The following is a 21404-nucleotide window of genomic DNA, read 5'->3' on the forward strand; positions in this document are numbered from 1 at the left end:
GCGTCGTACCGATCCGTCGCACCCGGAGGCCACACGTGCCCTTTGCCCACTCGATGACAGCGCGCAGGGTCGCTGCCGTCACCGCCGTCGCCGTCGGGGGTGCGCTGCTCGGCGCGTCCCCCGCACTGGCGCTCGAGCCGCCCGCGGGCAGCCCGTTCATCAGCGAGTTCCACTACGACAACGACGGAGCCGACGCCAACGAGCGCGTCGAGGTCACCGCCGCACCGGGCACCGACCTCACCGGCTGGACCCTGGTCGGCGTCAACGGCAGCAACGGCACGGTCTACGGCACGCAGACCCTCTCCGGCGCGGTCGGCGACTCCGGCGCGCTGGTCGTGGACTTCGAAGGGCTGCAGAACGGCTCCCCGGACGGCGTCGCCCTGGTGGCTCCCGACGGCACGGTCGTGCAGTTCCTCTCCTACGAGGGCACCCTGACCGGCACGTTCGGCGACCAGTCCGTCGAGTCCACCGACGTCGGCGTCAGCGAGGGCAGCGGGGTCACGGCCGAGGGCTCGATCCAGCTGATCGACGGCGTCTGGATGGTCACCGACACCAACACGTTCGGCGCGGCCAACGCGGTCGTCGAGCCCACGGACCCCGACCCCACCGACCCCGAGCCGGCCGACTGCGCCACCGACGGCCTCACCGCCATCACCGACGTGCAGGGCACCGGGGACGAGAGCCCGCTGGTGGGCGACTCGGTCACCGTCGCCGGCGTGGTGACGAGCAGCCCCGAGGGCTTCGGCAGCGTCTACGTGCAGGACCCGGCGGCGGCCCCGGGCGCGGCCTCGACCGCCGTCAACGTCTTCGGCGCCACCGACGGCCTGGAGATCGGCGACGCCGTCCAGGTCACCGGCGAGGTCGCCGAGTACCAGGGCCTCACCCAGATCACCGCGGACGCGGTCGCGGTCTGCGCCGAGGACGCCGCCCTGCCCGATCCGGTCGCCGTCGACTGGGCGGGCACCGACGCCGCCCAGCGCGAGGCGCTGGAGGGCGTGCGGATCTCCCTCAGCGGCCCCTTCACCGTCACCGAGGTCTACAACCTCAACCGGTTCGGCGAGATCATGCTGAACCCCGGCGACGAGCCGCTGCGCCAGGCCACCGACGTCGTCGAGCCGGGTGCCGAGGCCATCGCCTACGAGGCGGCGAACGCAGCCCGGGTCCTCCTGCTCGACGACGGCCGCAGCACCAACCTCGCCAACGCCGGCATCGAGCCGAGCTACGGCGCCCTCGAGAACGCCGTCCGGGTCGGCGACCAGGTCGCGTCCTTCGGCGAGGTGCCCTACGTCCTGGACTACCGGTACGACGCCTGGCGCGCCCAGCCGGCGACCGTCGTCACCGCCGAGACCACCGGCAAGGCGTCCTTCGACGACAGCAACCCCCGCACCGATGCCCCCGAGGTCGTCGGCGGGGACGTCCAGGTCGCGTCGTTCAACGTCCTCAACTACTTCACCACCTTCGGCGGCGAGGCACGCGGTGCCGAGAACGCCGCGGAGCTGGCGGAGCAGCAGGCCAAGATCGTCGCAGCCATCAACGCGCTGGGTGCCGAGGTGGTGGCCCTGGAGGAGATCGAGAACTCGATCAAGTTCGGGGAGGACCGCGACGAGGCCCTGGCCGCCCTCACCGCCGCGCTGAACGCCGGGGCCGGGGAGGAGCGCTGGGCGTTCGTCCCCTCGCCGGCGGTGCTGCCGCCGGTGGAGGACCAGGACGTCATCCGCAACGCCTTCATCTACCAGCCCGCCGCCGTCGAGTTGGTCGGTGAGTCGGTCGTCGACACCGACGACGTGTGGGCCGGGCTGGCCCGCCAGCCGCTGGCGCAGACGTTCCGTGCGGCCGGTGAGGAGTTCACCGTCGTGGTGAACCACTTCAAGTCCAAGGGCTCGGCGCCCGAGGGCGACGAGGACGCCGGCGACGGCCAGGGCAACGCCAACGCCACCCGCGTCGCCGAGGCCGAGCGGCTGGTCGCCTTCGTCGAGTCGCTGGAGAGCGCGCCCGACGCCACCCTGCTGATCGGTGACTTCAACAGCTACACGATGGAGGACCCGCTCGACGTCCTCGTCGAGGCCGGCTACACCAACCTCGGGGCGAAGACCGGCGAGAGCACCTACGTCTTCAGCGGCCGGGTCGGCTCCCTGGACCACGCGTTCGGCTCGCCGGCGCTGGTCACCGACGTCACCGGCGTCGACATCTGGAACATCAACTCCGTCGAGTCCTACGGCTACCAGTACGACGGCTACCCGGGCTGGTACGACGACGACCCGTTCCGGTCCTCCGACCACGACCCGATCATCGTGGGCCTGGACCTGGGTGAGCCGGGCACCGGCGGCGACACCGGCGGCGACGGAGACACCACCGAGCTGCAGCTGCTGGGGATCAACGACTTCCACGGCCGGCTCGGCGACGCGGTGGCCCTCGCGGGCACCATCGAGCAGCAGCGGGCCCGGGACGACGTCGACGCGACCGTCCTGCTGTCGGCCGGGGACAACATCGGCGCCTCGCCGTTCGTCTCCTCGAGCCAGCAGGACCGGCCGACGATCGAGGTGCTCAACGAGATGGGGCTCGACGCCTCGGCCGTGGGCAACCACGAGTTCGACCGCGGCTTCGCCGACCTGACCGGCCGGGTGGGGGTCGACGGCGAGAGCGGTCTGGCCGACTTCGACTACCTGGGCGCCAACGTCTACGGCGCCGGCGGTGAGCCGGTGCTGCCGGAGTACGCGCTGGTGGAGGCCGCCGGCGTCACCGTCGGGGTCATCGGCGTCGTCACCGAGGAGACGAGCTCGCTGGTCTCCCCGGCCGGCATCGAGGGCATCACGTTCGGCGACCCGGTCGAGGCCGCGAACCGGGTGACCGACGAGCTCACCGACGGGGCAGGCGACGAGGCCGAGGTCATCGTCCTGGTCGCCCACGAGGGCGCGCCGGAGGGTGAGGCCACCAGCACGCTGGAGGCCGAGCTCGCCGCGGACACCGCGTTCGCCGCCATCGTCAACGGCGTGGACGCCGACGTGGACGCGATCTTCACCGGGCACACGCACCAGACCTACGCCTGGCAGGCGCCGGTCCCGGGCACCGACGAGACCCGGCCGGTGATCCAGACCGGTTCCTACGCCGCGGACCTCGGGCGGATCGTGCTCAGCTACGACGAGTCGACCGACGAGGTCACCGCCTCGACGGTGGAGAACCTGGCCCTGACAGAGCTGCCCGAGGAGGAGCTGGTCGCCGCATACCCGCGCGTGGCCGAGGTCGCCGACACCGTCGCGGCCGCCCAGGCGATCGCCGAGGAGGTCGGCAGCCAGGTCGTCGGGACGGTCACGGCCGACATCACCCGCGCCTACAGCACCGGCCCGGAGGGCCAGCAGGTCGAGGACCGGGGTTCGTACTCGGCCCTCGGTGGCCTGGTCGCGGACAGCTACGTCGCCGGCGCTGCCGACAGTGCGATCGAGCCGGCCGACCTCGGTCTGGTCAACCCCGGCGGTCTGCGGGCCGACCTCCTCTACGGGGAGGACGGCGAGATCACGCTGGCCGAGGCGAACGAGGTCACCCCGTTCGCCAACGACCTGGTCGTCGTCTCGCTGACCGGGGCCCAGCTGGTGCAGGTGCTGGAGCAGCAGTGGCAGCCCGAGGGCAGCTCGCGGCCGTTCCTGGCGCTGGGCACCTCCGAGGAGCTGACCTGGTCCTACGACCCGGAGGCAGCCCCCGGTGAGCGGATCCTCGTCGACAGCATCCGGATCTCCGGCGAGCCGATCGACCTCGACGCCACCTACCGGGTGGCGACCAACAGCTTCCTGGCCTCCGGTGGGGACAACTTCACCACCTTCGCCGAGGGCACCACGGAGCAGACCGGCCTGATCGACTTCGACTCCTTCCAGGCCTACCTGGAGGAGAACTCCCCGCTCAGCCCGGAGGAGTTCACCGAGCGGGTCACCGTCGGGGACGCCTCCGAGCAGCCGCAGGAGCCGACGGCCGAGGTGGCGGTCTCGCCGTCGACCTTCAGCCGAGGCGACCTGGTGACCTTCTCGGTGAGCGGCTTCGGCCCCTCGGAGCGGGTCGAGGTCACCGTGGACGGCCGGCGGCTGGGTCGGGTCACGACCGACGCCGAGGGTGCTGCCTCGGTCCGGGTGCGCGTCCCGGCCTCCGTGGACACCGGCACCGTCGAGGTCACGGCCACCGGGGCCACCTCCGGATCGACCGCGACGGTCGAGGTGCAGGTCACCGAGGAGGCGAAGCCGGGCACCGGGGGCAGCCTGGCGGAGAAGCTCGCCGCGTGGCTGCGGCAGCTGCTCGGCACCTGGCTGCGGTGACCCGCGGTGCACCTGCTGGGGCGCGCGACCGGCCCGAGCTGAGGCACTGACCACGACAGCCGTACGACGACGGGCTCCCACTCCGGTGGGGGCCCGTCGCCGTCGTGGCGGGAGCCGCACTCACCCGTCCGGGGCGGGAGGCGCACAGCTGAGCGCCCGGGGTGCCGATCACCTGAGGGTGCAGATCAGCGAACGTCTGAGGGCACGCGCCCCTCGGACGGCGGCGCGGACAGCGGTCCCGGTGATCCTGGTGTGCGCGGTGACGTTGCTGGTCTTCTCGCTGTTCGGCCCCAACGCGGTGACGACGGGTGGCGTCCTCGCCTCCTGGCTGTGCGCAGCGCTGCTCGGCGGCCTGGCCGTGGCCTTCCGGCTGGGCGACCCGGCCTGGATCGACGCCCGGGGCGGTTACGTGCTGACCTCCCTGGTCGGCGTCCTGCTGTGCTGCGGGATGAACTGGATCACCCGCGACCCCTCCGCCGGCGGCCAGGCGTTCCTGGCCTTCCCGGTGCTCTGGGCCGGCGTCCAGCTCCGCCGTACCGCGGTGACCCTCGTGACCGCGACTGCGCTGGCCGGGGACGCCGTGGTGCTGTTCCACCTCCAGCCCGCCGGCCACGCGGTCAGCGACCTCAGCTTCTTCGGCGCCGTGCTGGTGGTCATGGCGACGATGCTCGTGCGCGCCGGGGAGACCCAGGACCGGCTGGTGGCCCAGCTGCAGCAGCAGGCCGCCACCGACTCGCTCACCGGGCTGGCCAACCGGCGGGTGCTCGACGCGGCGCTGAGCACGGCGCTGGCCGCCCCGGTCGCACCGCGGGGCACCTCGCTGGTCCTGGTGGACGTCGACTCGTTCAAGGCGATCAACGACGAGCACGGCCACCCCGTCGGGGACGACGCCCTGGTGCACATCGCCGCGGTGCTGCGCTCGGTGGTCCGGGCCGGGGACGCCGTGCTCAGCCGGACCGGCGGTGACGAGCTCGCCGTCCTGCTGCCCGACTGCCCGGCGGACGTGGCCGCCGCCCGGGCCGCCGAGGTGCTCGACGCCGTCCGGGCCGCGCCCCTGGTGCTGCCCGACGGGACCCTGCTGGCGATCTCGGTGAGCCTGGGCGTGGCCCACGCCCCCACGCACGCCGTCGGGCTGGAAGAGCTCTACGCGGCCGCCGACGCCGCCCTGTACGCGGCCAAGCGCGCCGGCCGCGGCCGGGTCGAGGTGGCCGCGGTCAGCTGACGGTCCCCTGCCCGAGCCGGCGCACCGTGGCCGCCAGGGTCCGGGGGGTGAGCCGTCCGTCTGCCAGCCCGAGGGCGACGACGTCGTCGAAGACCCGCTGGTCGGCCTGGGCGGCCCGCACGGCGGCGTCCATCAGCACCGGCCACCGGCTGAGCTGGGAGGTCACCGAGGAGGCGCGGAGGTGCCGGCCGAGTCGGCGGGCCAGCAGCCGCCGGTGCACCTCACCGGCGCGTTCGCCGTGGCCGGCGGCGGCGCCGGCCAGCGCGCCGGACAGCACCGCGTAGAAGATCCCCTCCCCGGTCAGCGGGTTGATCAGTGACTGCGCGTCGCCGGCCAGCAGCACCCGGCCACCGGGCAGTCGGGGCCGGCCGGTCGACAGCGGCAGCCGGTGCGCCCGCAGCCCCTCGGGCTGCACGCCCGGCAGCATCCGGTGCAGCCCGGCGACCAGCTCGGTGCGGGTGACGCCCCCGGAGACGAGCTCGCCGTAGCCCACGTTGGCCCGCCCGTCGCCGAGCGGGAAGGACCAGGCGTAGGCCGGCCACCGCTGGTCGGTGGTGGTCACCACCTGCACACCGTCCATGCCGGGGAGCACGGGGGCGTAGCCGCGGATCGCCACGGCCAGCCGGTCCGGTGGGTTGGGGGCCACCCCGAGCGCCCGGCGCACCACCGACTCGGCGCCGTCGGCGCCCACCAGCACCCCGGCCCGGAGGACGCCGTCGACCTCGACGTGCGTGGGGTGCACGGTGACCTGACGGACGGTGTGCCGGCGGAACCGGACGCCGGTGGCCAGCACCTGGGCGAGCAGCCGCCCGTCGAGCACCGCGCGCGGGACGACGAGGGACGGCCGGTGCATCGCCCGCTCGACCGTCGTCCCGCCCGGGCCCTGCAGGCGCAGGCGGGGGACCGGCGGGAAGCCCGCGGTCAGCGCCGGGACGTCGATCCCCAGCCCGGCCAGCACGTCCAGCGCCTCGGGTGCGATCCCGTCCCCGCAGACCTTGTCCCGGGGGAAGTCGGCGCGGTCGAGCACCAGCACGTCGGCGTCCGGCCGGGCCCGGCGGACGGCGGCTGCGCACGCCGCACCGGCCGGCCCGCCCCCGACGACGACGACGTCCGCGTGCTCCATGGCCAGCAGGCTAGGCGGCCGGCGGCGGGGTCCACTTGCGCGCCGGGTGTTCATAGCCCGCGACGAAGGCCAGCAGCTCCGCGGCGTCGTGCACCACGCCGAGCGCGTCGAGCCGGTTGGCGGCCAGGTAGCCATCGTCGACCATCCGGCGCAGCTGGTCCAGCAGCGGCTGCCAGAACCCGTCGACGTCCAGGAGCGCGGTCGGCTTGGCGTGCAGCCCGAGCATCCCCCAGGTCCAGGCCTCGAACAGCTCCTCCAGGGTGCCGGCGGCGCCGGGCAGCGCGACGAAGGCGTCGGACAGGTCGGCCATCACCGCCTTGCGCTCGTGCATCGTCTGCACGACCTCCAGCCGGGGCAGCCCGGGGTGGGCGACCTCGTCGTCGACCAGGTGCTGCGGGATCACCCCGACCACCTCGCCGCCGGCGGCCAGCGCCGCGTCGGCGACGACGCCCATCAGGCCCACGTTCCCGCCGCCGTAGACGATGCCGACCCCGGCCCGGGCCAGCTCGGTGGCGAAGGTGGCGGCGGCCCGCTGGTGGGACGGCGGCCCGGTCTGGGACCCGGTGAAGACGGCGATGCGCACGCCCCGGACGGTATGCGCATCGCCGTCATGCCCCTCCTGCAGGGTGGGGGCAGGAGGGGCGTCCCTCAGGCGTACGCGCGGGTGACCCACTCGGCGATGCAGACCGGCTTGTCGCCGCCCTCGCGCTCGATGGTGACGGCGAAGGTGTTCTGCAGCCCGCCGGCGACCTCCTCCACGTCCTTGAGCGTCACGTGGGCCCGGACCTTGGAGCCGACCGGCACCGGCGCGGGGAACCGGACCTTGTTCAGCCCGTAGTTCACGCCCATCTTCGCGTCGGTGATCGTGTAGGTCTGGGTGACCAGCGGCACGAGCAGCGACAGGGTCAGGTAGCCGTGCGCGATCGGGCCGCCGAACGGGCTCTCGGCCTTGGCCCGCTCCACGTCGACGTGGATCCACTGGTGGTCACCGGTGGCGTCGGCGAACAGGTTGACCGCCTCCTGGGTCACCTCGTGCCAGTCGCTGGTGCCCAGCTCCTGGCCCTTCAGCGCGGGCAGTTCGGCGATCGTGGTGGTGGTGGTCATGCGTCCTCCTCGGTTGGCACGTACGTACGTCGCAGGTCCGGCTTGCGGATCTTGCCGGTCGCGGTCTTGGGCAGCTCGTCCACGTAGCGGACCTCCTTGGGCACCTTGAACCCGGCGAGCCGTTCCCGCAGCGCGGCGCGGAGCGCGTCCGCGTCGCGGGCGGCCCCGGGCGCGGGGACGACGACGGCCAGACCGACCTCGCCCCAGTGCGGGTCGGGCGTGCCGATCACCGCGACCTCCTGCACCTCGGGGAGCTCCAGCATCACCGACTCGACCTCGGCCGGGTACACGTTCTCCCCGCCCGAGATGATCATGTCCTTGTACCGGTCGCGGATGTAGAGGTAGCCGTCCTCGTCGGTGGAGCCGGCGTCCCCGGAGTGGTACCAGCCGTCGACGATCGCGGCCGCGGTGGCCTCGGGCGCATTCCAGTACCCGGCCATGACGTTCGGCCCGGACACCACGATCTCGCCGACCTCCCCCGGCGGGCACTCGGTCCCGTCCGGCCGGACCACCCGCACGTCGGTGAAGAACTGCGACTTCCCGGCCGACCCGACCTTGGTCACCGCGTCCGCGCTGTCGAGCGCGGTGCCGGCGGGGGCCGTCTCGGTCATCCCGTAGGCCTGCTGCACGGTCACCCCGCGCTCCAGCCAGGTGCGCAGCAGCGGGAGGGGGAGCGGTGCCCCGGCGGCGCCGATGGTGCGCAGCGCCGACAGGTCGAGGGTGCCGAAGTCCGGCTGGCGGCTGAGCGCGTCGAGCATCGTGGGGACGGCGAAGAACGACGTCACCCGCTGCTCGGCGATGACCGCCAGGGTCGCCGGCGGGTCGAACCCCCGCACCAGCACGACGCAGCCGCCGCGCAGCAGGGTCGGGTTGAGCGTCCCGTTCAGCCCGCCGATGTGGAACAGCGGGGCCAGGGCCAGGGTCCGTTCGTCCGGTGTGAAGTCGAAGCCCAGCACCTGGCTCATGCACGACCAGGTCATGTTCCCGTGGGTCAGCACCGCGCCCTTGGGCCGCCCGGTGGTCCCGGAGGTGTACATGATCAGGCAGATGTCGTCGAGGGTGACCGGCTCGTCGCGCTGGACCGGCTCCGCCTCCGCCAGGAGCCCCGCCCAGTCCAGTGACTCGGCGCCGCCGGCCAGCGGCGGCTCGGCGGCCACCCAGTGCCGGACGGCGGGCAGGGCCTCGCGCAGGGTGTCCGCCGTCGTCCCGTGCTCCCGGCCGTGCACGACCAGGGATGCACCGGAGTGCTCGAGCACGTACTGCGCCTCGGGCGGGGTGAGCCGGGCGTTGACCGGCACCCAGATCGCGCCCAGCTGGCCGCAGGCGTACAGCATCTCGAGCCCGGCGGGGTGGTTCGCGCCGAACCACGCCACCCGGTCGCCGCGCTGCACCCCGAGCCCGGCCAGCGCGGTGGCGGCCCGCCGCACCCGCAGCGCGAACTCGCCGTGCGTCGTCGTCGTCCCCTCGAACCAGAGGGCCGGCTTGTGCGGGGAGCTCCGCAGCCGGCGCTCGGGCCAGGAGCCCAGTCCGGCGTTCCTCACCGCAATCCCAGGGCCACGATCGCGTTCTCCTTCATGATCAGCGGCCGCACCTCGTCCTTGATATCCAGGGCCGCGAAGTCGCGGATCCAGCGCTCGGGGCGCAGCAGCGGGTAGTCCGACCCGAAGAGCACCTTGCGCTTCAGCATCGTGTTCGCGGCGCGGACCAGCTGCGGCGGGAAGTACTTCGGCGACCAGCCGGAGAGGTCGATGTAGACGTTGGCCTTGTGGGTGGCCACCGAGATCGCGGCGTCCTGCCAGGGCACCGACGGGTGCGCCATGATGATCGTCAGCCCCGGGAAGTCGGCGGCGACGTCGTCCAGCAGCATCGGGTCGGAGTAGCGCAGCTTGATCCCGCGCCCGCCGGGCAGCCCGGCGCCGATCCCGGTCTGCCCGGTGTGGAACAGCGCCGGGACGCCGAGGCTCTGCAGCTCCTCGTACAGCGGGTACACCGCGCGGTCGTTGGGCAGGAAGTCCTGCAGGCTGGGGTGGAACTTGAACCCCCGCACGCCGTGGGACTCCACCAGCCGGCGGGCGGCGCGGATGCCGGCCACCCCGCGCGCCGGGTCGATCGAGCCGAACGGGATCAGCACGTCGGGGTGCTGCGCGGCGAGGTCAGCGATCTCCTCGTTGGACAGTGTCATCTGCCCGGTGGCCGCCTCGGCGTCGACGGTGAAGACGACCGCGGCCATCTTCTTGTCCCGGTAGTCCGCGGCGATGTCGGGGACGGTCGGGTCGTAAGGGTCGCCCTTGAAGTACTTGCTGGCGGCGGCGTTGAGCTCGTCGTCCAGCGCGAGGTGCCCGTGGGAGTCGGCGTGCACGTGGACGTGCACGTCGATGGCGACCAGCGAGTCGAGGTCCAGCCCGCTCACTTCGGGGGCTCCGGCAGCTGCTGGCCCACCGTCTGCTGGGACGACGCGAACTTCTCCGGCCACGCCTCGGCGATGGCGTCGGGGGACCAGCCGGTGCCGTCGGCGAACTCCACGACCACCTCGGTCGGGTGCGTCCACAGGGCGAGCCGGTCGCCGCCGATGCCCACGGCCTGCCCGGTGATGCCGGCCGCGGCGTCGGAGGCGAGGAAGGCCACCAGGCCGGCGGCGTCGGCGGGGCTGCCGAAGCCCAGCTCCTGCCGGGCGAAGGGCGGCAGCGGGTCTCCGGCGGCGAGCGCGTCGACGTAGGGCTTGAGGAAGGGCACCGTCTCGGTCATCGCGGTGGCGGCGACCGGGACGACGGCGTTGACGGTGATCTCGGCCCGGGCCAGCTCCATCGCCCAGGTGCGCACCATGCCGACGATCCCGGCCTTGGCGGCGGCGTAGTTGGTCTGGCCGAAGTTGCCGACCTGGCCGGTGGGGGAGCCGATGCAGATGACCCGGCCGCCCTCGCCCTGCTCGCGCATCCGCACCGCGGCGGCGCGGGTGCAGGTGAAGGTGCCGCGCAGGTGCGTGGTGAGCACGGCGTCGAACTGCTCGTCGGTCATCTTCCACAGCGTGGTGTCCCGCAGGATGCCGGCGTTGTTGACCAGCACGTCCAGCCGGCCGAACTCGTCCACCGCCCGGTCGACCAGCGCCTGGGCGGCCTCGGTGCTGCCGACGGCGACGACCTCGGCGACGGCGGTGCCCCCGGCGTCGGTGATCGACTGCACGGCGGCCTCGGCGACGTCGGGGTCGACGTCGTTGACGACGACGGCGGCCCCGCAGCGGGCGAGCTCGGTGGCGTAGGCGAGGCCGAGGCCCCGTCCGGATCCGGTGACGACGGCGACCTTGCCGGTCAGGTCCATGAGTGCTCCTTCGTTCGACGCCGTGCTGGCGACGGTTGGGGACATCTGGGGGGTCGATGGGTGGGGTGTCACGGGCCGGGGGCGGCCCGGACCGCCCGGGTCAGGGCGGCCTCGGCCCCGGGCCGGAGGGCGGCGAACGTCCGCCGGTAGAGGTCGGTGCTGCGGGCGGCCGGCCAGTCCGGGCCGAGGTGGCGCGCGGGGAGCCCGGGGTCGGTGCCCAGCAGCCGGAGCCAGTCGGCGATGAGCAGGGTCGCCCGCCCCAGCTCGCTGAGGTCCTCCGGCGGTGCGGCCCACGCCTGGAGGAAGAGCTGGTGCGCGGCGAGCACCGCGGGGACGTCCCAGGCCCGGTGCACCAGGCCGTCGACGTCGGTGCCCGGCAGCGGCTGCGCCGCGAACCAGTCGGCCAGCCCGGCGGCGTCCTCCAGGCCGGCCTCGGCGAAGACCTCCGCGACGTCGACCGTGCCCGGGGCGATCCACAACCCGTCGCGCAGCCCGCCGAAGCCCGCCCACGCCAACCGGGAGCGCACCCGGTGCCGGAGGTCCCGCAGGCTCTCCGGCATCGAGTAGCTCAGCAGCGTCCAGCTGCCCTCCGGGTGCTCGAACGGGGTGGGGGAGTCGACCCGCCGGCCGGCCCGGCTCAGCACCCCCTCGCTCAGGGCGGTCAGCTGGTAGCGCGCGGTCCGCCCCACCTGTGACCGCTCCAGCAGGCCGCGGTGGGTCATCCGCTTGAGCGTGGCCCGGGCGGCGGCCTCGGTGACGCCGAGTTCCCCGAGCAGGTCGAGCAACACCACCGCCGGCAGCGGGGGCATCTCCCGACCCTGCACGAAACCGCCGAGGAAGCCCAGCAGCAACGACTGGGGCCGGTGCGGCCCGTCCGCCCCGCGGTCGGCCGACGCGGGAGCCGCCTGAGTGCTCACCGCTGCGCCCACGTCCGCAGTCGCGTCCACAGGGCCCACGTCCGCAGTCGCCTCCACAAGTACCCCCCGTCCGAGCCCCCGGGCGGCGACTCGGACACAAAGCTAGACAACTCCTTGACGCGCGTCGAGACCCTCTCTAGCTTTTGTGTGACACCGACCACGTCGGACGAGCGCGGCTCGTCCCTCTCGGGAGCGACCAGGAAGGACTTCGATGGCCGAACCGCTGCTGAGCGTCGAGCACCTCGACGTCTCCTACGACGGCGCAGTCCAGGCGTTGCGCGACGTGTCCCTGGAGGTCGCGGCCGGGTCGGTCGTCGCCGTCCTCGGCTCCAACGGGGCGGGGAAGACGTCGCTGCTGCGGGCGGTCTCCCGGGCCCTGGGCTCCTACGGCGGTGCGGTCACCGGCGGGACGATCCGCTACCAGGGCGTGGACCTCGCCGGGCTGGACACCTCCACGGTGGTCCGGCGCGGGCTGGTCCAGGTGCCCGAGGGGCGTCGCGTGTTCCGGGACCTCACCGTGGAGGAGAACCTGCGCGCCGGCGGGTTCACCGTCCGCGACGCCACGGCCCGGGACGAGGCCCGCGACCGGGTCTTCGACCTCTTCCCGGTGCTCGCCGAGCGCCGCACCCAGCTCGGCGGGCTGCTCTCCGGCGGCCAGCAGCAGATGCTGGCGATGGGCCGGGCGCTGATGACCTCCCCGCAGCTGCTGCTGTTGGACGAGCCCTCGCTCGGCCTCGCCCCGCTGCTGGTCGACCAGATCGGCGAGATCGTCACCACGATCAACGCCCAGGGCACCGCCGTCCTCCTCATCGAGCAGAACGCGGTGATGGGCCTGCGGGTCGCCGACCGGGCCTACGTGCTCGAGGTGGGCCACGTGACCGCGTCCGGCAGCGCCGACGAGCTCGCGGCCAGCGACGACGTCCGGCAGCGCTACCTGGGCGCCGCCGCACCGGAGCGTCCCGCGGCCGTCGTCGTCACCGAACCGGGGATCCCGACCGCCGAGGCACCGAAACGGCTCGCCGTCGAGGGGCTGACCGTGCGGTTCGGCGGCATCGCTGCGCTGTCGGAGGTCTCCTTCGCCATCGAGCCCGGCACCGTCCACGCGCTGATCGGGCCGAACGGGGCGGGCAAGTCCACCTGCATCAACGTGCTCGGCGGCGCCTACCGGGCCACCGAGGGGCGGGTGACCTACGGCGAGGACGAGCTGACCGCGCTGCCCTCCCACCGGACCGCCGAGCTGGGCGTCGCGCGGACCTTCCAGAACATCTCGCTGGCCCTCGAGGACACCGTCGAGGACAACCTGCTGGTCGGCCGGCACCGGTTGATGCGCTCCGGGGTCCTGGCCAGTGCCCTGCGCACACCTGGGGCCCGCCGCGAGGAGCGCGCCCACCGGTCGACCGTCCGCGACATCGCCGACCTCCTCGGCCTGGGCCCGCTGCTGCACGTGCCCGTGCACAGCCTGTCCTACGGCAACCGCAAGCGCGTCGAGATGGGCCGGGCGCTGGCCGCCCGCCCGTCCCTGCTCCTGCTGGACGAGCCGGTCGCCGGGATGACCCACGGGGAGTCGCAGGAGATGGCCGAGACCATCCGCCAGGTGCGCCGGGACCTGGGGCTGTCGGTGCTGCTCGTCGAGCACGACATGCCCTTCGTGATGGGGCTCGCCGAGCAGGTCACCGTCCTCGACTTCGGCAAGAAGATCGCCGAGGGCACCCCGGCCGAGGTCCAGCGCGACCCCGAGGTGCTCCGGGCCTACCTCGGGGCGTCGGCAGCGTGAACGGCAGCGGAACGGAGACCCCGAGATGAGCTACTTCCTCACCCAGGTGCTCAACGGCCTGTCCTACGGGCTGGTGCTGAGCCTGATCGCGGCCGGGTTCGCCATCGTCTTCACCTCGACCGGTGTGCTGAACTTCGCGCACGGCTCGATCGTGCTGCTGGGCGCCTACCTGGTCGCGGTCCTGCACCCGACCATCGGCTTCTGGCCCGCGATGCTGGTGGCGCTGTTCGGTGCGGCGCTGGTCGGGGTGCTGATCAACGCGCTCCTGGTCCGCAACCTCGCCGATCCCGAGCCCGGGGCCGCGGCCATCCTCATGCTCGGGGTGGACATCGTGCTGCTCACCGAGCTGACCCGGCGGATCGGCAACCAGGTCCTCCCGGTCGGTGCGCCGTGGGGGGCCTCGGTGGTCCGCTTCGGCGACATCGCGCTGCCCACCGGACGGGTGGTGGCGGCCGGGGTGACGGTGGTCGCGTTCGCCGCCCTCTGGTACCTCTTCTCCCGCACCGACCTCGGTGTGGGCATGCGCGCCGCCGCTGCCGACGGCCCGACCGCCTCGCTGATGGGCATCCGGCTGTCCCGCACCGCGGCCACCGGCTGGGCGCTGGCCGGCGTGCTCGCCGCGGTCGCCGGCGTCTTCCTCACCTCCTTCCCCTCCCCGGGGGTCGCCCCGACGGTCGCGCTCAGCGCCTTCGCGGCGATCCCGGCGTGGGTGCTCGGCGGGTTCGACTCGGTGCCCGGCGCCGTCGTCGGCGGCCTGCTCATCGGGCTCACCAGTGCCCTGGTCACCGGCTACGAGGGCGATCTCGAGCACTTCCTGGGCACCGGGTTCGGCGAGGTCGCGCCGTACGTGGTCATGATCGTCGTCCTGCTCGTGCGGCCCTCGGGCCTCATGGGCAGCAAGGAGGCCGTCCGTGTCTGATCTCCTCCGTCGGCTCGGCGGCGTCGCGCTCCTCGTCGTCGCCCTGGCGCTGCCCCTCGTGCTCAACGACTTCTGGCTGCAGACCGGGCTGTTCGTGATGGCGGCGGCCATCGGGGCGGTCGGGCTCACCCTGCTGGTCGGCGTCGCCGGGCAGCTGTCGCTGGGGCACGCGGCCTTCGCCGCGATCGGCGCCTACGTGTACGCGTGGTCCACCGGTGAGACCACGACGTCGGTCACCGGCGGCGGCCTGCCGCCGGTGGTCGGCTTGGCGCTGGCCGCGCTCGTCGCCGCGGGGGTGGGGGCGGCCTTCTCGCCGGTGGCCGGCCGGCTGCGGGGCATCTACCTGGGCCTGGCCACCCTGGGGCTGGTCTTCATCGTGCGGCACCTGCTGCTCAACCTCACCGACTGGACCGGTGGGTTCACCGGCCGGTCGGTGGAGTCCTTCGCGCTCGGCGGGTTCAGCTTCAGCAACCGGGACCCCGAGTACCTCGCCGTCGGTGGCGTGGAGTTCGAGGGCCTGCACCGGCTCTGGTACCTCTTCCTCCTGCTCGCGGTGGTGGCCTGCTGGCTGGCCGGGAACCTGCGGGCGAGCCGCACCGGCCGGGCCTGGGCCAACGTCCGCGACTCCGAGACGGCGGCAGCCGCGATGGGCATCGGGGTCGCCCGGGCGAAGGCGGCGGCCTTCGTCGTCTCCTCCGCCTACGCCGGGACCGCCGGCGCGATGCTGGCGCTCGCCTACGGGCGAGTCGCGCCGGACGTCTTCTCCCTGACCGCGTCGGTCGACTTCCTGGTGATGATCGTGCTGGGCGGGTTGGGCTCGGTGGCCGGCGCGGTCGTCGGCGCGCTCTTCGTGACCGCGCTGCCGCTCGTGCTGGCCGAGTACAGCTCGGCGCTGCCCTTCCTCGCCGCCCCCGGTTCGGGCGGCCTGGACCCCTCGACGGCCTCCCGGATCGTCTACGGGCTGGCGATCATCGCCGTCCTGGTCTTCCTCCGCGGCGGCCTCGCCGGCGCCGGTCGCCGACTCCGGCACCGGCTCGGGGGCGGCGGTCACTCCGGCGACGCCGGCACGACCGAGCCGGACACCCCTGGTCCCGGACCCACCGGCCGCACCGCCCCAGCCGCCGGCACCACCGACCCCAGCACCCCAGACGGCAGCCACCCGGCCGCGGTCACCCACCCCCGGTCGAAGGAGACCACCCGATGAAGCACCTGCCCCGCACCTGTGCGCTGACCGCCGCGGCCGTCACGATGCTCTCGCTGGCCGCCTGTAGCACCACGGACCCGAACGCGTCGGGCGAGGGCGGCGGTGGGGAGGGTGACGTGACCACCGGCAGCGGGGTGACCGACTCCGAGATCACCGTCGGCATGCTCACCGACCTGTCGGGGCCGTTCGCCGCCGGCGCCGCGGTCCAGGTCACCCAGACCAACGCCTACTGGGACCAGGTCAACGCCGACGGCGGGGTCTGCGACCGGGACGTCGTGGTCGACGTGCAGGACCACGGCTACGACCCGCAGCGCGCGGTCACCCTCTACCGGAGCATGGCGCCGGACGTCATCGCCCTGCAGCAGGTCCTCGGCGGCCCGACCAGCGCGGCCGTGCTGCCGCTCGCCGAGCAGGACGACGTCTACGTCGGCGGCGTCGGGTGGACCGGCTCCGCGCTGCAGTACGAGAACAACCAGCTCCCCGGCGCCAGCTACGCGATCGAGGCCGCCAACGCCGTCGACTACCTGGTCGACGAGCTCGGCGTGCCCGAGGGTGGCCGCATCGGCGTCGTCTACTTCGCCGGGGACTACGGCGGGGACGCCCTGGCGGGGGCCGAGCACGCCGCCGAGGAGCGGGGCGTGGAGATCGTCGCCCAGGAGATCACCTCGCAGACCACCGACCTGTCCGCGCAGGCCTCGGCGCTGGTCCAGGCCGACGTGGCCGGCGTCGTGCTCGCCGCCGCGCCCACCCAGCTCGCCTCGCTGGCCGGGGTGCTGGCCACTCAGGGGGCAGACATCCCGATCGTCGGGATGAACCCGACGTTCAACCCCTCGCTGCTGGGCAGCCCGGTCGCGGACGCACTGCTGGCCAACGCCTACAGCATCACCAGCGTGGCGCCGTACGCCTCGGACGCCCCGGGCGTCCAGGCCGCCAACGAGCTCTACGCGAGCGTCGCCCCCGACGGTGACCTGGGCTGGGAGGTCCCGCTGGCCTACGTCCAGGGCGAGCTGCTCCGGCAGGCGCTCGAGGGCGCCTGCGAGTCCGGGGAGCTGACCCCGGAGGGCGTCGTCGCCGCGCTGCAGGAGAGCTCGTCGGTGGACACCGACGGTCTGCTGCCCGACGGGCTGGACTACTCCCAGCCCGGGCAGTCGCCCACCACGACCGTCTACGTCTCCAAGGTGGACGCCGACGCCGAGGCCGGCCTGGCGCTGCTGGAGGAGTTCAGCGGCCCCAGCGCGGAGTCCTTCTCCTACGAAGGCTGAGCGGTGCCGGCGCTGGCGGTGAGCGAGCTGCGGTCGCCGGGCGTCGGCCTGGGGGAGGGCGTGCTCGGCGACGTCCTCTCCCGGGCGGTCCGGGAGGGGCCCGAGGACCTGCTGCTGAGCACGCCGGCCACCGGCGAGACCTGGACGGCGGCACAGCTGTTGGCCGACGCCCGGGTGGTGGCCGCCGGGCTGCTGCGCGACCGGGCGCCGGGTGCCCGGATCGCCACCTGCCTGGGCAACGGACCGGCTCCGGTGCTGCTGCAACTGGGCGTCGCCCTGGCCGGGATGACCCTCGTGCCGGTCAACCCCCGGTCCCGGCCGGCCGAGCTGGAGCACGCGCTCCGGCTCTCCGGCGCGGCCTGCGTCTTCGCCGCCGAGGACGTCGCCGGCAACCCGGTGGCCGACCTCTGCGCGGCCGTCCCCGGGGTCGAGGTCGTCCGGGTCGGCGCCGACTGGCGGGCCGCCCTGCCGGAGGCCGTGCCGGGGGAGCTGCCCGTCGTCGACCCCGAGAGCCTCGCCCAGGTGCAGTTCACCTCCGGCACCACCGGCCGGGCCAAGGGTGTGCGGATCACCCACCGCGCCATGGTGGTCACCGGGCACGCCTTCGCCGAGCGGCTGGGGCCCACCGCCGGCCGGACCTGGTGCAACCCGATGCCGCTGTTCCACACCGCGGGCAACGTGCTCGGGGTGGTCGGGGCGCTGTGGGCACGGGCCGAGCACGTCGTCCTGCCGTTCGCGCCGGGACCGGTGCTGCAGGCGCTGGCCGACCGCCGGGTGACCATGCTGTCGGCCGCCCCCACCCTGCTGGACCTGCTCGCCGCCCAGGCCCCGCCCCGGCTGCCCGACCTGCGCGTGCTGTTCACCGGCGGGATGACGGTGACGCCGGCCTTCGTCGACCGGGTGGAGCAGGTCTTCCACGCGCGGCTGTCGATCACGTTCGGGATGACCGAGACCTGCGGGGCGGTGCTGCAGACCGCGCCGACCGACCCCGACCCGGTGCGCCGGGAGACCGTCGGGGCGCCCCTGGCCGGCACCGACGTGCGGATCGCCGGCCCGGACGGCGACGCCGTCCTGCCCGGGACGCCGGGGGAGCTGTGGGTCCGCGGCGAGCGGATCACCCGCGGCTACCTGGACGACCCGGCCGCGACCGCCGTGGCCATCGACGCCGACGGCTGGCTGCACACCGGCGACCTGGCCGAGATGGACGCCGGTGGCGCCTGCCGGGTCGTCGGCCGGCTCAAGGACATGATCAAGACCGGCGGGGAGAACGTGTCCCCGGTCGAGGTCGAGGAGGTGCTGGCCGAGCACCCGGACGTCGCCCGGGCCGCCGTGGTCGGGGTGCCGGACGAGCGGTGGGGGGAGCTGGTGGTCGCCTTCGTCATCCCGGCGGGCGGCCGCGACCCGCACCCGGCCGAGCTGACCGAGCACTGCCGGGAACGTCTGTCGCCGTTCAAGGTCCCGCGGTCGTGGCGGGTCGTGGACGACCTGCCGATGACCGCATCGGCGAAGGTGCAGCGCGCCGAGCTGCGCCGGATCGCGGCGGAGGCGCCGTGAGATCCGGACTGCTGGCAGACCTCTCGGCCGAGGGCGCGGCGCTGGACGAGCTCCTCGGCGCACTGGCGCCCGCGGACTGGGCCCGGCCCACCCCCGCGGCCGGGTGGACCGTCGCCGCCCAGGTCGCCCACCTGGCCTGGACCGACGAGCTGGCCCTGCTCGCGGCCACCGACCCGGTCGCGTTCGCAGCCCGGTCGGCCGGCGATCCGGCCGACGCCGTCGACCGTGGGGCAGCCGAGGGCGTGGCCGCGCCCTCGGCTGCCCTGCTGGCCCGATGGCGAGCCGGTCGCGAACGGCTGGCCGATGCGCTGTCCTCGATCCCCGAGGGCACCCGGCTGCGCTGGTTCGGCCCGCCGATGAGCGTCTCGTCCATGGCGACCGCGCGGCTGATGGAGACCTGGGCGCACGGAGTCGACATCGGCGACGCCCTGGGTCGGCTACCGCATCCCTCCGCACGGCTGGACCACGTCGCGCACCTCGGCGTCCGCACCCGGGGCTTCGCCTTCGCCGCCCACGGGCTCCCCGCGCCGACGGCGCCGATCCGGGTGGAGCTCACCCGGGAGGACGGCTCCTCCTGGACCGACGGCCCCGAGGACGCGCCGCAACGGGTGCGCGGCCCGGTGCTGGACTTCTGCCTGCGGGTGGTGCAGCGCCGCCCCCGGGCCGCCCTCGCCCTCGTGGCCGTCGGCCCGGACGCCGACCGGTGGCTGGACGTCGCCCAGGCGTTCGCCGGTGCGCCGGGCCGAGGCAGCGAGGGTCGTCACCTCGGTGGGACCGAACAGCACCGGGCGCGGTAGGCGGGGCGCCGGGGTCCGCGCTGGACAGGGGCGTGCGGAGGCCCTGCCCGGCGGCGCGCTCACGAGCCGGGCTCGTCCGGCCTCCGGAGCGCCCGGGAGATGCCGCGCGCAGCGGCCAGCAGCAGCGGGACGAGATCGCGGCCGCGACCGTCGTTCGGGACGATCACCGAGAGGGCAGCCACGACGTCGCTGCGGCCGTCGCGGACCGGGACGGCAACGCCGGTCGCGTCGGGGTGCTGGTGCCCGGCGAGCACCGCAGCCTGGCTCCGCCGGACTTCGGCCAGCGCCGTCCGCAGCGCAGCCGCCGCACCGAACCCGGCCGGGGTGACCGGTCGCAGCGGACCCGACAGCACCCGTTCCTGCAGGTCCCGCGGCGCGTGTGCCAGCAGCACCACCCCGGACGACGAGGTGGGCAGGGGCAGCCGGCCGGCGATCCGGGAGTAGTTGATGACGGCGTCGCGGGCGCTGAGCCGCTCGAGGAAGAGCACGTCGTCGCCGTCCAGCACCCCGAGCTGGGTGTGGTGGCCGACGACGGCGTGCACGTCCTCCAGGAACGGCATGGCGGCGTCGCGCAGCGACAGCGTGGGGGAGGCCCGGGCGCCGAGTTCCCACAGCCGCACGCCCACCCGCACCTCGCGCCCCGGGCCGCGCTCCAGCAGCCCGTGGGCGACCATCTCGGCGACCAGGCGGGACGCCGTGGCCACGTGCAGGCCGCTGCGCCGGGCCACCTCCCCGACCGTCAGGCCGGGCTCGGCGGCGGTGAAGGCATCCAGCACCCGCACGGCGCGGGCCAGCACCGATTCGCCGGTCGGGGTGCGCGCCACCGGGGAAGTGTGACACCGGTCTCTCGTCCATTGAGAAGGACCTACAGCGGGGGGTGGCCCGCGTCGCACTCTGCTGGACGACGACGAGGAGGTCGGAGTGCTCACAGCCGAGCAGTCGGACGGGACCCACCGCAGCGCGGTGGACCGCACGGTGGTGCAGGTCGAGGACAAGGTCCGCGTGGCCGACGGCGTCGTGACCCTGACGCTCACCGCAGCGGACGGCGGGCGGCTCCCGGACTGGACGCCGGGCGCGCACGTCGACCTGACCCTGGACGACGGCCTCAGCCGCCAGTACTCGCTGTGCGGTGACCGCTGGGACGCGCACAGCTACCGGGTCGGTGTGCTGCTGGAGCCGGCCGGCCGCGGCGGTTCCCGCTACGTGCACGAGCAGCTGGAGCCCGGCCACGTGGTCGGGCTCGGCGGCCCGCGGAACCACTTCCCGCTGGTGCCCGCGGAGTCCTACCTGTTCGTGGCCGGCGGCATCGGCATCACCCCGGTGCTGCCGATGATCGCGCAGGCCGAGATGCTCAGGGCGGACTGGCGACTGCTCTACGGCGGCCGGACCAGCAGCTCGATGGCGTTCCTGGAGGAGCTGTCGGCGTACGGCGACCGGGTGTCCGTGCGACCGCAGGACGAGTTCGGCCTCCTCGACCTCGCCGGCTTCCTGGGGGACCCGCGGCGGGGGACCGAGGTCTACAGCTGCGGGCCGGCACCGCTGCTGGCCGCGATGGAGGCCGCGTGCGCCGGGTGGCCGGCCCGTGCGCTGCACACCGAGCGGTTCACCGCCGCCGAGCGCGGCGCCCCGGTGCGCACGGCGTCCTTCGACGTGGAGCTGCACCGCACCGGCCGCACGGTGACCGTGCCCCCGGACCTCTCGGTGCTGGAGGCGCTGGGCGCGGTCGGTGTCGACGTGCTGTCCTCCTGCCGGCAGGGGACCTGTGGCACCTGCGAGACCACCGTGCTGGCAGGTGTCCCCGACCACCGCGACTCGTTGCTGGACGACGAGGAGCGGGCCGCCGGCGACTGCATGTACCCCTGCGTCTCCCGCTCCTGCAGCGACCGCCTCGTCCTCGACCTCTGACCCTGATCCC

At 74.3% G+C, this 21404-nt stretch carries 16 protein-coding genes and 1 pseudogene; 9 read left to right on the forward strand and 8 right to left on the reverse strand.

Going from position 1 to position 21404, the window contains the following annotated elements:
• Positions 1-53: 53 nt before the first annotated feature.
• Both O2W18_RS00780 and O2W18_RS00785 read left to right on the forward strand, forming a co-directional pair.
• The gene (locus tag O2W18_RS00780; protein ID WP_269185681.1) at positions 54-4298 is read left to right on the forward strand and encodes an ExeM/NucH family extracellular endonuclease; all 4245 of its coding nucleotides are present in this window, start codon (positions 54-56) and stop codon (positions 4296-4298) included.
• A 259-nt stretch (positions 4299-4557) separates the two neighbouring features.
• Positions 4558-5520, forward strand: coding sequence for a GGDEF domain-containing protein (locus tag O2W18_RS00785; protein ID WP_269185682.1), 963 nt, complete (start codon positions 4558-4560; stop codon positions 5518-5520).
• Here the strand turns inward: O2W18_RS00785 and O2W18_RS00790 are convergent.
• The 7 genes from O2W18_RS00790 to O2W18_RS00820 all read right to left on the reverse strand — a co-directional run bounded on the left by O2W18_RS00790 (position 5513) and on the right by O2W18_RS00820 (position 11979).
• Positions 5513-6643, reverse strand: a complete 1131-nt coding sequence (locus O2W18_RS00790) for an NAD(P)/FAD-dependent oxidoreductase (RefSeq protein WP_269185683.1) — start codon at positions 6641-6643, stop codon at positions 5513-5515. The genes O2W18_RS00785 and O2W18_RS00790 overlap by 8 nt on opposite strands.
• Before the next feature lie 10 nt (positions 6644-6653).
• Positions 6654-7226: a TIGR00730 family Rossman fold protein gene (locus tag O2W18_RS00795; RefSeq protein ID WP_269185684.1), complete on the reverse strand. Its 573-nt coding sequence runs from the start codon at positions 7224-7226 to the stop codon at positions 6654-6656.
• A 65-nt stretch (positions 7227-7291) separates the two neighbouring features.
• On the reverse strand, positions 7292-7747 hold the full coding sequence (locus O2W18_RS00800) for a MaoC family dehydratase (protein WP_269185685.1): 456 nt from the start codon (positions 7745-7747) through the stop codon (positions 7292-7294).
• The gene (locus tag O2W18_RS00805) at positions 7744-9288 is read right to left on the reverse strand and encodes an acyl-CoA synthetase (RefSeq protein ID WP_269185686.1); all 1545 of its coding nucleotides are present in this window, start codon (positions 9286-9288) and stop codon (positions 7744-7746) included. The genes O2W18_RS00800 and O2W18_RS00805 overlap by 4 nt, the downstream gene beginning before the upstream one ends.
• Positions 9285-10148, reverse strand: a complete 864-nt coding sequence (locus O2W18_RS00810) for an amidohydrolase family protein (protein ID WP_269186725.1) — start codon at positions 10146-10148, stop codon at positions 9285-9287. Before O2W18_RS00810 ends, O2W18_RS00805 begins: the two co-directional genes overlap by 4 nt.
• A gap of 5 nt (positions 10149-10153) precedes the next feature.
• Positions 10154-11062 carry an SDR family NAD(P)-dependent oxidoreductase gene (locus O2W18_RS00815; RefSeq protein WP_269185687.1) on the reverse strand — a complete coding sequence of 303 codons (909 nt, stop codon included), beginning with the start codon at positions 11060-11062 and terminating at the stop codon, positions 10154-10156.
• Between the two features lie 68 nt (positions 11063-11130).
• Positions 11131-11979 carry a PaaX family transcriptional regulator gene (locus O2W18_RS00820; protein WP_269185688.1) on the reverse strand — a complete coding sequence of 283 codons (849 nt, stop codon included), beginning with the start codon at positions 11977-11979 and terminating at the stop codon, positions 11131-11133.
• Between the two features lie 211 nt (positions 11980-12190).
• Between O2W18_RS00820 and O2W18_RS21665 the strand changes: the two genes are divergently transcribed.
• The 6 genes from O2W18_RS21665 to O2W18_RS00850 are packed head-to-tail and all read left to right on the forward strand — an operon-like array spanning position 12191 to position 19489.
• Positions 12191-13753, forward strand: coding sequence for an ATP-binding cassette domain-containing protein (locus O2W18_RS21665; protein WP_269185689.1), 1563 nt, complete (start codon positions 12191-12193; stop codon positions 13751-13753).
• 25 nt (positions 13754-13778) lie between these two features.
• Positions 13779-14672: a branched-chain amino acid ABC transporter permease gene (locus tag O2W18_RS00830; RefSeq protein ID WP_269185690.1), complete on the forward strand. Its 894-nt coding sequence runs from the start codon at positions 13779-13781 to the stop codon at positions 14670-14672.
• Positions 14665-15876: a branched-chain amino acid ABC transporter permease gene (locus tag O2W18_RS00835; RefSeq protein ID WP_269185691.1), complete on the forward strand. Its 1212-nt coding sequence runs from the start codon at positions 14665-14667 to the stop codon at positions 15874-15876. Before O2W18_RS00830 ends, O2W18_RS00835 begins: the two co-directional genes overlap by 8 nt.
• Positions 15873-17138 carry an ABC transporter substrate-binding protein gene (locus O2W18_RS00840; protein WP_269185692.1) on the forward strand — a complete coding sequence of 422 codons (1266 nt, stop codon included), beginning with the start codon at positions 15873-15875 and terminating at the stop codon, positions 17136-17138. Before O2W18_RS00835 ends, O2W18_RS00840 begins: the two co-directional genes overlap by 4 nt.
• 18 nt (positions 17139-17156) lie before the next feature.
• Entirely contained in the window at positions 17157-18692 is a 1536-nt protein-coding gene (locus tag O2W18_RS00845) for a class I adenylate-forming enzyme family protein (RefSeq protein WP_269185693.1), read from the forward strand.
• Positions 18689-19489 (forward strand): TIGR03084 family metal-binding protein, encoded by an 801-nt coding sequence (locus O2W18_RS00850; RefSeq protein ID WP_269185694.1) that lies wholly within the window; start codon positions 18689-18691, stop codon positions 19487-19489. The genes O2W18_RS00845 and O2W18_RS00850 overlap by 4 nt, the downstream gene beginning before the upstream one ends.
• 59 nt (positions 19490-19548) lie before the next feature.
• Here O2W18_RS00850 and O2W18_RS00855 read toward each other — a convergent pair whose 3' ends face one another.
• Complete coding sequence (locus O2W18_RS00855) at positions 19549-20313, reverse strand: IclR family transcriptional regulator (protein WP_269185695.1); 765 nt, start codon at positions 20311-20313, stop codon at positions 19549-19551.
• Between the two features lie 157 nt (positions 20314-20470).
• Here O2W18_RS00855 and O2W18_RS00860 point away from each other — a divergent pair.
• Positions 20471-21394, forward strand: a pseudogene (locus O2W18_RS00860) (PDR/VanB family oxidoreductase); the annotation flags it as partial.
• Between the last annotated feature and the right edge of the window lie 10 nt (positions 21395-21404).

Origin of the sequence: Modestobacter sp. VKM Ac-2983 (assembly GCF_026967885.1) — a bacterium.
GTDB lineage: Bacteria > Actinomycetota > Actinomycetes > Mycobacteriales > Geodermatophilaceae > Modestobacter.

Excerpts from the sequence above, each read along its gene's own strand:
- O2W18_RS00780 (WP_269185681.1), top strand. The coding sequence starts at position 54 with ATGACAGCGCGCAGGGTCGCTGCCGTCACCGCCGTCGCCGTCGGGGGT.
- O2W18_RS00790 (WP_269185683.1), bottom strand. The coding sequence starts at position 6,643 with ATGGAGCACGCGGACGTCGTCGTCGTCGGGGGCGGGCCGGCCGGTGCG.
- O2W18_RS00800 (WP_269185685.1), bottom strand. The coding sequence starts at position 7,747 with ATGACCACCACCACCACGATCGCCGAACTGCCCGCGCTGAAGGGCCAG.
- O2W18_RS00815 (WP_269185687.1), bottom strand. The coding sequence starts at position 11,062 with ATGGACCTGACCGGCAAGGTCGCCGTCGTCACCGGATCCGGACGGGGC.
- O2W18_RS21665 (WP_269185689.1), top strand. The coding sequence starts at position 12,191 with ATGGCCGAACCGCTGCTGAGCGTCGAGCACCTCGACGTCTCCTACGAC.
- O2W18_RS00830 (WP_269185690.1), top strand. The coding sequence starts at position 13,779 with ATGAGCTACTTCCTCACCCAGGTGCTCAACGGCCTGTCCTACGGGCTG.
- O2W18_RS00840 (WP_269185692.1), top strand. The coding sequence starts at position 15,873 with ATGAAGCACCTGCCCCGCACCTGTGCGCTGACCGCCGCGGCCGTCACG.